This is a genomic window from Advenella sp. (assembly GCF_052108595.1).
Lineage (GTDB): Bacteria > Pseudomonadota > Gammaproteobacteria > Burkholderiales > Burkholderiaceae_B > Advenella.
Genome location: NZ_JBQEAU010000031.1, coordinates 25,469 through 37,128 on the forward strand (window position 1 = coordinate 25,469; position 11,660 = coordinate 37,128).

The following is an 11,660-nucleotide window of genomic DNA, read 5'->3' on the forward strand; positions in this document are numbered from 1 at the left end:
TCACATGACCACTCGCCGTATCTTTTTCACCCGGCTCGCGCTGGATGCCCATATTGGCATCCTGGAGCACGAACTGCGCGCCACCCAGCCCCTGCATATTGATGCCGATATCGACATGCAAGTTGACCAGCAGGTCAACGACCATGATATTCGCAGCGTGCTGGACTATCGCAAGTTGCGCGAAGCGATTATTGAAGAGTGCACGCGCGCGCATGTTCATCTGGTGGAAACGCTGGGCGACATGGTTATACAGCGCATTCTGAATGATTTTCCCGAGGTTTTCCGCGTACGCCTGCGTATCGGCAAACCCCTGGCTTTCTCCGATTGCGCCGCCGTAGGCATCGAAGTTGAAGCGACCCGCTAGCAACGCGCTGCCCTTTCCTATTTTGGATATGAACACGTCACCATCATGACTTCTGTTGCCAATTCCAGCCATCAGGCTGCCCTGAAACAGCGCCAGCACGACAACAAGCTGACCAAACGCATCATGCGTGAAGCCGGCACCGCTATCGTCGACTACAACATGATCGAAGACGGCGACAAAGTGATGGTCTGCCTCTCGGGCGGCAAAGACTCGTACAGCATGCTGGATATCCTGCTGGCCCTGCAAAAACGCGCTCCCATTCATTTCGATATTATCGCGGTGAATCTGGACCAGAAGCAGCCCGGCTTTCCTGCACATGTTCTGCCCGACTATCTCACCCAACTGGGTGTGCCGTTTCATATCGAAAATCAGGATACCTATTCGATCGTCAAACGCCTGATTCCGGAAGGCAAGACAACCTGTTCGCTGTGTTCCCGCCTGCGCCGCGGCATTCTGTACCGTGTCGCAGCCGAACTGGGCGCCACCAAGATTGCGCTGGGGCACCACCGCGATGATATTCTTGCAACCTTTTTCCTGAATCTGTTCTACGCGGCAAAACTCAAGTCCATGCCGCCGAAGCTGGTTTCCGATGACGGCCGACATACCGTGATCCGTCCCCTGGCCTATATCGCAGAAAAGGATCTGATTGCCTATTCCGAACTCAAGCAGTTCCCCATCATTCCCTGTAATCTTTGTGGCTCCCAGGAAAACCTGAAACGCCAGGAAGTGGGCCGCATGATTGCCGCATGGGAAAAGGAAAGCCCCAAGAAAGTCTGGAATACCTTCAAAGCATTATCGGCGATTACGCCGTCGCACCTGATGGACCGCAATCTGTTTGACTTTGCCGGTCTGCGGCCTACCGGCATTGCCGACGAAAATGGCGACAAGGCCTTCGACGCCGAAACCTTTGCCGATGCCGCCGACACCACCAATACCGCGAATACCGACTTCGTGCAAGCCAATGACGACGACCGTGATCGCCATGGCAATCCATCCACCCAAAGCGCCGACGCACAGGCGGCAGGCACCCTCACTTCCGGAAACCCATCGCGCGCGCGCACGATCCGCATTCAATCACTGTGAGGCATTCCATGTCAGACTCGACTTTGCTGCACGCACCGCTGGGAAAAGAAACCCGCTATCCCGAACACTATGATCCGACGTTGCTGTTTCCGATTGCCCGCGATGCCGGGCGTGCGCACCTTAGCCTGCAGCCACACCCGGCCTGGCACGGCGCCGATATATGGAACGCCTACGAACTGTCCTGGCTGGATCTCAAAGGCAAACCGCAGGTGGGCCTGGCCCGTTTTGCATTTCCTGCCAGCAGCACCCACATTATTGAATCCAAGTCGTTCAAGCTGTATCTGAACTCATTTAATCAGACGACCATGCCCGACGGCGATGCCATCCTTGCCCGCATGCAGCAGGACTTGAGCGCCGCCGCCGGCGCCCCGGTCAGCGTCACGCTGTTTGCGCCGGCAGACTTTGCATCCCAGACCTTGGGCGAGCTTGACGGCACGCTGCTCGACATACTGGACATCGAGATCTCGACCTACGTTCCTGACGCCCGATTGCTGCAGGCTGACGCCACGCAATCCAGACACGAGACGCTGCGCACGAATCTGCTCAAATCCAACTGTCCGGTCACCGGTCAGCCGGACTGGGGCAGCCTGCAAATCGAATATACCGGCGCTGCCATCGATCATGCTTCGCTCCTGAGGTATATTGTTTCCTATCGGGGACATAACGGGTTTCATGAACAATGCGCAGAGCAGATCTTCTGCGATATCATGCATACCTGTGCGCCAGAAACCCTGACCGTCTATGCCCGCTACACTCGTCGTGGTGGCCTGGACATCAACCCCTGGCGTAGCACGCAGCCGGATTTCATTCCCGCTGATGTCCGCAATGCACGTCAATAATCTCACTTTTCACAAAAGCTGGTCGTACTTATGAAACAACCGCCCTATGTCAGCGTCGCCGCCGCATTCAGCAAAGGAATCGCAACGCAAATGCGCCCTTCCATGCTGTTTGCCATCGTGTTGCCGTTTGTCATTGCCCTGTTCACAGCTGTGATACTGCTGGTGTTCGCCTGGGGGCCCCTGGATAACTGGCTGGACAATACCGCCATGCACTGGGGCTGGTTCCAGTCGGTGTCAACGCGACTGTCTGGCTGGGGATTTGTCACCATGAGCGACTGGCTCACCGGTGTGCTGACCTTCGTGGCCCTGCTCGCGGTCAGTGGCATCGCGGGACTGGCGGCCGCAGCCATTCTTGTCATGCCCATGGCATTGAAAGTCATCGGCGATGGCAGCTACCCGGATGTGCATAAAAAAGGCGAAAACGCCACGGTCACCAGCCTGGCCAATACGGTCAAGGTGAGTACGATTTTTGTGATCGGCTGGCTGATTACATTGCCGCTCTGGCTGATTCCCTTTGCGGGGATCGCGCTATCGTTATTCTGGGGCGCGTATGCGTTTTCGCACATGACCCGGCTGGACGCCATTGTCGAACACGCGACCCTTGAAGAACGGGCTTATGTGCTACGTCATTACACTCGTGGTTTCTGGCTGATCGGGCTGATATGTGCAGCCTTTACCCTGGTCCCGTTTGCCGGCTTTGTCATGCCCGTATTTTCAATCCTGGTGTGTACCCATTACGGATTAATGGCGGTCAAAGCGGTGCGGGCGCAACAGCCCGTCGTGCCTGTAGAGAACAGCGCTGCCCAGGCCAAACGCCTGCCCTGACAGCACCCACGCACTCAGGATTCGAACGCGCCTGCCTGCTGCAGCACAGACTTGAGCTCGCCGCTTTCGTGCATTTCGCTCACGATATCCGAACCGCCAACGAATTCACCCTTGACATACAACTGGGGAATGGTAGGCCAGTTGGAAAACTGCTTGATGCCTTCGCGCACTTCCTGATCATCCAGCACATTGATAGTAACCAACTTTTTTACACCTGATTCACGCAGAATCTGGATGGCCTTGCCAGAGAAGCCGCATTGCGGAAACTGAGCCGTGCCTTTCATAAACAACACAACGGGGTGTTCTGTAACGGTCTCTCGGATAAAATTCTGTACTTCGCTCATTGTATTCACCTGTGTCAGCATTGAAAGAAACCAGTTCCATCTATCTGGCCATCTCTCAAAATAGTTTAACGCTAAATTGTAAAGCACCCGCCGGAAATACGCTCTATACCGGATAAATCATTGCGGGATTCAATATTCTTAAAACCAACCTTGGCCAGCATATAGCGAACATGCTCGGCCTGGTCCCATCCGTGCTCAATCCACATCCAGCCACCATTGGCCAGGTAAGCCCGCGCGCCGGCAATGATGCGCCGGATGGCTGCAAACCCATCGGAATAATCGGTCAGCGCCATTGGCGGCTCAAAACGCAGATCGCCCTGCTGCAAATGGGGATCATGTCGCCGTATATAAGGCGGGTTGGACACAATCAGATCGAAGGCCTGTTGTGGAATACCATCAAACCAGTCGCTTTCCAAAAAACGCACGTGCAGGGTGCGATGTTTTTCCGCATTGCGTCGCGCCAGCGCCAGGGCATCGGGACTCTTATCTGTTGCCAGCACCAGTGCGCCGGGGCAGAACCGCGCAATGGATACCGCAATCACGCCTGTACCGGTGCCCAGGTCCAGTACATTGGCCCTGGGGTGTTCGCGCACATAATCGATTGCAGTTTCCACCAGCAGCTCCGTTTCCGGTCGCGGGATGAGCGCCGCAGCAGACGTCTCAAACGTCAGGCCCATGAACTCGCGCTCGCCCATGATATAGGCCATGGGCTCGCCGCTTATGCGCCGCTCGATCAGGGCGCGAATCTGTATAACCTGCTCATTGCTCAGGGGATCACGGTCGTGTGCAATCATCCAGGAACGCGACACGCCCAGCGTGCGACCAATCAGCATCCGGGTTTCAAGTGGCGGAAGGCCACTGGTTCGCGTCAAAGATTCAATCGTGATGGCCAGCGCCATTCCTGCTCCTTCTACTACTGCCGGTCTCGCCCCGGCCAAATAATGTAATCGATATTCAATATTGCATGATGCTTACAGTGAGTCATCACCCAGGGCGGCCAGCAACTCGGCCTGCCGCTCTGCAATGAGCGCACCCGTCAGCTCGTCCAGCGAGCCTTCCATGATCTGTGCCAGTTTATACAATGTCAGGTTGATTCGGTGATCCGTGACCCGACCCTGGGGATAATTGTAAGTGCGGATGCGCTCGGAACGGTCACCCGTCCCAACCAGGCTCTTGCGCTCGGCCGCCTCTTTCTGCTGTTGTTTCTGGCGTTCGATATCGTTGATTCGGGCAGCCAGCACACTCATGGCGCGTGCTTTGTTCTTGTGCTGTGAACGGTCGTCCTGGCACTCGGCGACAATGCCGGTTGGAATATGCGTGATGCGCACAGCCGAATCGGTTTTATTGATATGCTGACCACCCGCGCCGCTCGCCCTAAAAGTATCGATGCGCAAATCAGCCGGGTTCAGCGCCACTTCCGAAATTTCATCGGCCTCGGGCAAAACGGCCACTGTGCAGGCCGAGGTATGCACCCGGCCCTGCGATTCGGTCTCGGGCACCCGTTGCACACGATGCGCCCCGGATTCGTATTTCAGCCGTCCGTACACACCATCGCCATCTACCCGCGCAATAATCTCGCGATACCCGCCCATTTCCGATTCGTTCTCGGAGATCACTTCTACTTTCCAGCCTTTCTGCTCGGCATAACGACTGTACATGCGAAACAGGTCACCGCTGAAAATGGCGCTTTCATCGCCGCCGGTACCGGCGCGCACTTCAAGAAAAACACTGCGGCCATCGTCCGGATCCCGTGGCAGCAATTGCACTTGCAACTGCTCTTGCAGCGCTTCCAGGCGCTCTTTGGCCAGCTTCAGCTCTTCTTCTGCCATTTCGCGCAGCTCCGGGTCCGATGACATTTCCATCGCGGCCTGCAAATCGGCTTCGGTCGACTCGTAGCTGCGAAACAGCATGACTACCGGATCAATTTCCGCGCGTTCACGCGACAGTTTGCGAAACCGGTCCATATCGCTGGCGGCATCGGGTTCGGCAAGCAGTGCATCCACCTCGATCAGGCGATGCGAGATTTGCTCCAGACGGGAGCGCATTGATGATTTCATAACGAGTTTTGGAAGAAAAAGGCGTGTTCAGGAAAAAGGCGACGCCAGGCTTAGCGCCGCCGCCAATGATAGCGGGCCAGAGCACCGCTAATGGCTGGAATCCTGATACGGAAAGAGACGAGGCAGCATATCCATGAGCGCGGCGCGATCATCGCCCTGGCTGCGGTTGAGCGCGACCATAGGGGCGTGCAGATACTTCTGGGTAAGACTGCGGGCAAACTGCTCAAGAACCAGGTCGGCGTTTTCACCCTTGGCCAGCAGGCGGCGGGCCCGGTCCAGTTCGGCCTGAACGATGGCATCGGCGCCCTGGTTCAGATTGCGAATAACCGGCACAACCGCGCGCGAATCCATCCAGTGCATGAAATTCTGCACGCGACTGTCGATAATGGCCTCTGCCTGGACCACGGCAGCCTGGCGCGAATCACTGGCCATTTGCACATAACGGCCCAGATCATCGACCGAGTACAGATAGACGTCATCCAGCTGCGACACTTCAGGCTCGATATCGCGCGGCACTGCCAGGTCAATCATGACCATGGGCATATGGCGACGCGCCCTGGACGCTTTTTGCACCAGTCCAAGACCCAATATGGGCAGGGAACTGGCCGTACAGGACACCACAATGTCAAATTCGGCCAAACGCTCGGGCAGGTCTGCCAGCTTCATGGTCTTGCCATCGAACTGGGACGCAAGCGTCTCGGCACGCTCGCGCGTGCGGTTGGCCACGACCATACAGGAGGGTTTTTGCGCAGCAAAATGGGTAGAGCACAGCTCGATCATTTCACCAGCGCCAATAAACAACACCCGGGTTTTGGACAGATCGCCAAACACCCGCTGGGCCAGCCGAACCGAGGCCGCAGCCATGGACACCGATTGCGCACCAATGGCCGTTTGCGTGCGAACTTCCTTGGCTACCGAAAAGGTTTTCTGGAACAGCTGATGCAGCAAGGTGCCCAGGGACCCGGCATCGCTGGCCGCACGTACGGCCGTTTTCATTTGCCCCAGAATCTGCGGCTCACCCAGGACCATGGAGTCGAGCCCACTGGCAACCCGAAAGGCGTGGCGTACGGCCAGATCCTTGTTGTACTGATACAGGTGCGGACGCAGTTCGTTGGCTTCAAGCGAATTGAATTCGGCCAGCCAGGAGGGGATGTGCTCAGCCACTTCAGGCTGGGCTGCACAGTAGATTTCGGTGCGATTACAGGTAGACAGAATCGTGGCTTCCTGCACCCTGGCGCCAAACGCCGAGCGCAAGCCGTCAAGCGCCGGGCGCAGCAGCTGTTCGGGCATGGAAACCCGTTCACGCACTGACACCGGCGCCGAATGATGATTCAAACCGAAGGTAAGAACGTCAAGTGACATGGCCGTAATATCTTGAATTTTCTTTTATGATCTGGTATTAGTCTGATTATAGACCTTCCGGCGATGTTTTTTAATTATTTATGTCAGGAAGGCTGCAAAATATATACACAAGTCAAAAACTAGTGTATTATTTCGTTCTTTGTTGGCCAGGTAGCTCAGTCGGTAGAGCAGAGGATTGAAAATCCTTGTGTCGGCAGTTCGATTCTGCCCCAGGCCACCATCAAGATCAAGCACTTACGCCAGCCGTTATCGGTTGGCGTTTTTGTTTTGGCTGGCGTTTATGGCTTGCGGTTTTTTTAATTCGCGGTTTTGGCCGGAAAATTGCTGCAAAGTCTATTGGCGTACCCACTTGCCTGGCTCCTGCTTGCCGCCCTGGATAATTAAAACTTATTACAATTCAGGAAACAGCGCCAGGATTGTGATCTAATAACTTAACAACAAACAACGCAAAAAATTATCGAATATAAATCATAGCGTTAGCCTATTATTATGTGGCGCATGGTAAGACTGCCACGCAACATTTTGCAAGCGACACAGAACATCAACGTCACTCCTTATTTGGGCACAGCGATACAGAAAAGCCCCCTCGCAGCCTCGCGCCCGGTAGACGCGACGGATAAACTGCAATCCAGGCTACATTTAAATAGCCGATCAGCCACATAAGATTATGATTCTGGGCAAATAGATATTCATTTACGATTTTCTGAATGTAATCTACCCGCAAATACGGGCCTGTGCCGAAAATATGGGAAGATAGACTGTTACCTGCTGCGCCAATAAAAAATTAAATTGACTCTGCCTGCCCTCTCATGAACTCTTCATTACAACAAGCCTTTATAAAAAAGGCGGCCACGCTGATCAGTGAAGCCGACGGGTTGCTTGTTACTGCCGGTGCCGGTATGGGCGTGGATTCGGGACTGCCCGATTTTCGGGGCGCCGAAGGCTTCTGGCGACATTATCCGGCACTGCGCGCCTCGGGTATCTGTTTCGAGGACATCGCCTCTCCCATTTATTTTCCCGAACACCCTGAGCTTGCCTGGGGATTTTATGGACATCGCCTGGCCCTGTATCGGGACACAACGCCTCACGCGGGATTTCAGATCCTGCAGCAGATTGCATCACAAATGCCAAATAATGCATTTGTGTTTACCAGCAATGTCGACGGCCAATTTCAGAAGGCAGGCTTTGCACAGGAGCAGATCGTTGAATGCCACGGCTCAATTCACTATTTGCAATGCATAGACGTTTGCGAACAGGGTATCTGGCCAGCTGACGACTTTGAACCGCACGTAGATATGCAACGATGTCTGTTGCTGAATCCGCCGCCACGCTGCCCGCACTGCGGCTCGCTGGCGCGACCAAACATCATGATGTTCAACGATTGGCATTGGGTCGATACCCGCAGCCGCCAGCAACATCAGTATCTGCAGGCATGGCTGAAAAAAACCAGGCGCCCCGTCATTGTCGAATTGGGAGCGGGCACCGCCGTTGCCACCGTGCGCTACTTTGGCGAACGCCAGAAGGCGCCAATAGTTCGCATCAACGTTCACGAAGCCACGATCGGCAAAGGGGCAAAAAACGTATCGCTGGCCATGGGCGCGCAACAAGGGCTAAGCCAAATCCAAAGCGCTTTGGACGACATGGGTTATTTCTGCAAAACACAACGCTGATTTGTCTTCAGCCCATTGCTACGTCGACATTCAGGCTATCAATACGCGCCGCCCCCTCTTGGATTTTGCGCGTGACTTGCCGCGCAACCTGAGTTACATTCATTGATGATATGCCTTTGAACCGACCTGTCCTGCGTCCGTCTTGCGCCATCACTGGAGGCCAATGCCATGCCATTTTCATATCGACCGTTATATCGCTTTAATGTCAGACAGAGCCCACTGCTGCTGCTTGCCGGTTTGGCTGCTGCCACGTTCAACGCTACCGCCCAAGCAAAGCCGCTGCTGACACTGGCCGCTGCGAACTTCGCCTTCAAGGATACGTCCGGTGAAGTCAGAGACCAGACTGCCGAACATGCCCGGCGTTTACAAGCACTGAACGAGGCGGTTCGCCATGGATTGGCGCAAAACAGAAAAATAAACACAGTGCTACTGACCTGTCAAAATGACAAATGCAATGCAGCGGAACCGGGTCTTGAAGCACTGGCAGCCGACGCAAAAAAGGCCGGCGCAAGCCATCTGCTTTTTGGCGAAGTACACAAGATGAGCACGTTGGTGGGCTGGATCAAATTTGCCATGGTAGATTTGATCCAAAACGCCCCTGTGTGCGAGCGCACGCTATCTTATCGCGGCGATAATGATCAGGCCTGGCAGCATGCGGCAAAATTTGCAGTACGTGATATTGAGAGCAACTGTATTGACCAGCAATCGTAGGTGCGCCATTGAGCATGCCCCGCGTCAGAACTACTTGATTGATCGCTGAAAATCCTTGACCTGGATATTATTATCCAGCGAGGCATCCACCGCGATATCAAAGACGACACGGTCAGCCCGATGCCAGGCAGTGAACCACTCCAGTGGCAACCCATGCTGATCGTAATAAGACGCCTGCAATTGCAGCAGCGCATCGCTTTTTTTCACTTTAAGATAATTGGCCAGCATCTTGTCGCTGGAAACTGTCTGAATCTGATTGCGGCCCTGTTGTGGCTCACGGTTAAAGCGCTTCAACAACTGCTGGTGCAGCGATCTATCGATCAAGTCCTCGCTGCTCAGGGAGGCAAACTCTTTTGGCAGCCAGGTCTTCACATACGAAATAGGCTCATCATCAATATAGCGCACGCGCTCAAGCAGCAGGCCTTCAATGTCGCCATAGAACGCAGCAACCTCTGCAGGAAAGGCGGCCTCTTCCAGCCGGATCACCGACGTCTGCAGGCGCGTTCCCTCGCGTTCCAGCTGCGCGTGCAGGCTGAGCGAGTTTTGCAGGTTGCGTCGGTGTTTAGTGCGAGGGGCAACCACGGAAGAGCGGCCAGCCTGCTTCAGAATATATCCATCGTCGACCAGCAGTGCGAGGGCCTGGCGCACGACACTGCGCGCCACATTGAAGTGTCCGCACAGCGCACTTTCACTTGGAATCGGACTGCCCGGCGGCAGCCGATTTTCAGAGATGGCGGTTTTCAGGCTGTCGGCAACCTGCCTGTACAACGCCTCTTTACCTTTGTTTTTTACATCTATTTTTTTCAGATAAAGCACGATATCCCCGCAAAAATTAAACTATACCCCTTCCGACTTTGAAGCTGCTTCCCATACCGAAGACCAGCCAAGGGAAAGACTGGCTGCACGTTCGGCTGCCAGAATCAGGCTTTCTTCACGCGCAATGTTCTGACCGGCAATATCAAACGCTGTTCCGTGATCCACAGAGACGCGCACAACCGGCAAGCCAACTGTGATATTGACACCGTCATCGCCATATACCGCCTTAAATGGCGCATGACCCTGATCGTGATAGCACGCGACCAGAAATTTCCATTTACCTCGCACGGCCTGCGGCCAGAGCGCATCTGCCGGAATTGGCCCGACGGCATTGATACCCGCCGCTTTAGCCCGTTCGATGGCTGGCGTTAATATAGCACTGTCTTCCGTGCCGAAGATATTGTTCTCACCAGCATGCGGATTCAGGCCAGAGACGGCAATCGGCTCGTCCTGACGGTTAAGGGCTTTGGAAAACGCGTGAACCAGTTGCAAAATGTCGTCCATGCGCTTGGGGTTCACATCGTCAATGGCCTGACGCAACGACACATGTGTCGTTGCATGAAACACATACAGATCGCCGGCGGACAGCACCAGAGAGTAATTTTTGACACCGAATTCATGAGCCAGCAGTTCGGTATGGCCGGGCCACTTATGACCACCCAGGTGCATGGCTGCTTTGTTCAACGGCGCGGTAACGATGCCGTCAACTTCACCCTTGCGGGCCAGGTCACAGGCTTTCATGACAAACAGCGCAGAGCCGGCGCCGGCACGTGCATCCAACTTGCCCAGTTCAACGTCTTCAAGAGACGGTCCGACCTGGATGATCTCGATGGTGCCCGCTTCGTTGGTCGCTTGCCCCGGTGCCGAAATTTCCCGCACCTTGCTCACATCACCGTTCAGATTCAACACCGCCTTGCGCAGTGCGGCCACGTCCCCGATGACGACAAACCGGGCAATATCGCGCAGGTCAGGATGGTTCAACAGCATTTTGGCTGTAATTTCAGGACCAATGCCGGCGACGTCGCCAACGGTTACCGCCAACATGGGCAATTTTTTCGTACTCATTTGAATTTCCTTTCCGTCAGGGTTTCTGCAGCCTGAATCAAAACATTTTCCGAACCAAAGCCACCGGCCTTGGTCACAATCGGCATGCCGGCATATTCGCCGCCAATCAGCGTGCCCAAAGGAACACCTCCGGACACTTCATCTATCAGGCGGATACCGGTTGCCTGTAAGGCCGACATCACCTGCTCGGCACCGTCGCCGCCGGTAGCGATCAGGCCGCGAACCTTGCCGGTACGCACAATCGCCAGCGCCAATTGACCAAGACGACGAGCAACCATAGCAGAGGTCAACCCAGGTACTTGGCGGGCCGGTGCCAGCAGCACCAGCATCCGGCCGGCACCGTCGCTACCGGCGACGCGCGCAAGCATTTGCCGCTGCCATGACTGCCACAGGACATCATCGCCCAGTACCTGCGGCTCGGGAGTCAGTACCATCGCACCCTGCTCTTGCAGCGCCGTTACCTGCGCGCGCGTTGCGCTATGCTGCGAAGTCACCACGGCCAGCACGATCTCGCCTGACACAGG

At 55.3% G+C, this 11,660-nt stretch carries 13 protein-coding genes and 1 tRNA gene; 7 read left to right on the forward strand and 7 right to left on the reverse strand.

Annotated features, from left to right (window positions below; genetic code table 11):
• Positions 1-4: 4 nt before the first annotated feature.
• Genes folB through ACTIKR_RS07730 form a run of 4 tightly spaced genes read left to right on the forward strand, consistent with a single transcriptional unit; the run spans position 5 to position 3,111 of the window.
• Positions 5-364 carry a dihydroneopterin aldolase gene (gene folB, locus ACTIKR_RS07715; protein ID WP_442327541.1) on the forward strand — a complete coding sequence of 120 codons (360 nt, stop codon included), beginning with the start codon at positions 5-7 and terminating at the stop codon, positions 362-364.
• Positions 365-409: 45 nt separating this feature from the next.
• The gene (ttcA, locus tag ACTIKR_RS07720; RefSeq protein WP_193090330.1) at positions 410-1,447 is read left to right on the forward strand and encodes a tRNA 2-thiocytidine(32) synthetase TtcA; all 1,038 of its coding nucleotides are present in this window, start codon (positions 410-412) and stop codon (positions 1,445-1,447) included.
• Positions 1,448-1,455: 8 nt separating this feature from the next.
• The gene (gene queF / locus ACTIKR_RS07725) at positions 1,456-2,286 is read left to right on the forward strand and encodes an NADPH-dependent 7-cyano-7-deazaguanine reductase QueF (RefSeq protein WP_442327542.1); all 831 of its coding nucleotides are present in this window, start codon (positions 1,456-1,458) and stop codon (positions 2,284-2,286) included.
• A gap of 30 nt (positions 2,287-2,316) precedes the next feature.
• Positions 2,317-3,111 (forward strand): EI24 domain-containing protein, encoded by a 795-nt coding sequence (locus ACTIKR_RS07730; protein WP_442327543.1) that lies wholly within the window; start codon positions 2,317-2,319, stop codon positions 3,109-3,111.
• A 14-nt stretch (positions 3,112-3,125) separates the two neighbouring features.
• Here the strand turns inward: ACTIKR_RS07730 and grxD are convergent, their stop codons facing one another.
• From grxD to hemA, 4 genes are all read right to left on the reverse strand, one after another.
• The gene (gene grxD, locus ACTIKR_RS07735; protein ID WP_193090333.1) at positions 3,126-3,455 is read right to left on the reverse strand and encodes a Grx4 family monothiol glutaredoxin; all 330 of its coding nucleotides are present in this window, start codon (positions 3,453-3,455) and stop codon (positions 3,126-3,128) included.
• Positions 3,456-3,526: 71 nt separating this feature from the next.
• Positions 3,527-4,354: a peptide chain release factor N(5)-glutamine methyltransferase gene (gene prmC, locus ACTIKR_RS07740; protein ID WP_442327544.1), complete on the reverse strand. Its 828-nt coding sequence runs from the start codon at positions 4,352-4,354 to the stop codon at positions 3,527-3,529.
• A gap of 72 nt (positions 4,355-4,426) precedes the next feature.
• Positions 4,427-5,512: a peptide chain release factor 1 gene (gene prfA / locus ACTIKR_RS07745; RefSeq protein WP_442327545.1), complete on the reverse strand. Its 1,086-nt coding sequence runs from the start codon at positions 5,510-5,512 to the stop codon at positions 4,427-4,429.
• A gap of 87 nt (positions 5,513-5,599) precedes the next feature.
• A complete protein-coding gene (gene hemA, locus ACTIKR_RS07750; protein ID WP_442327546.1) occupies positions 5,600-6,874 on the reverse strand; it encodes a glutamyl-tRNA reductase in 1,275 nt (424 codons plus the stop codon).
• Between the two features lie 144 nt (positions 6,875-7,018).
• Here hemA and ACTIKR_RS07755 point away from each other — a divergent pair.
• The 3 genes from ACTIKR_RS07755 to ACTIKR_RS07765 all read left to right on the forward strand — a co-directional run bounded on the left by ACTIKR_RS07755 (position 7,019) and on the right by ACTIKR_RS07765 (position 9,255).
• Positions 7,019-7,094, forward strand: a tRNA-Phe gene (locus tag ACTIKR_RS07755).
• A gap of 589 nt (positions 7,095-7,683) precedes the next feature.
• Positions 7,684-8,544: an SIR2 family NAD-dependent protein deacylase gene (locus ACTIKR_RS07760; RefSeq protein WP_442327547.1), complete on the forward strand. Its 861-nt coding sequence runs from the start codon at positions 7,684-7,686 to the stop codon at positions 8,542-8,544.
• A 168-nt stretch (positions 8,545-8,712) separates the two neighbouring features.
• Positions 8,713-9,255 carry a DUF2380 domain-containing protein gene (locus ACTIKR_RS07765; protein WP_442327548.1) on the forward strand — a complete coding sequence of 181 codons (543 nt, stop codon included), beginning with the start codon at positions 8,713-8,715 and terminating at the stop codon, positions 9,253-9,255.
• A 30-nt stretch (positions 9,256-9,285) separates the two neighbouring features.
• Here the strand turns inward: ACTIKR_RS07765 and ACTIKR_RS07770 are convergent, their stop codons facing one another.
• From ACTIKR_RS07770 to ACTIKR_RS07780, 3 genes are all read right to left on the reverse strand, one after another.
• Positions 9,286-10,071, reverse strand: a complete 786-nt coding sequence (locus tag ACTIKR_RS07770) for a GntR family transcriptional regulator (protein ID WP_442327549.1) — start codon at positions 10,069-10,071, stop codon at positions 9,286-9,288.
• Between the two features lie 21 nt (positions 10,072-10,092).
• Complete coding sequence (pdxA, locus tag ACTIKR_RS07775) at positions 10,093-11,136, reverse strand: 4-hydroxythreonine-4-phosphate dehydrogenase PdxA (RefSeq protein ID WP_193090759.1); 1,044 nt, start codon at positions 11,134-11,136, stop codon at positions 10,093-10,095.
• The coding region (locus ACTIKR_RS07780) for a nucleotide-binding domain containing protein (protein ID WP_442327550.1) at positions 11,133-11,660 on the reverse strand (528 nt) is incomplete at its 5' end. The genes pdxA and ACTIKR_RS07780, both read right to left, overlap by 4 nt.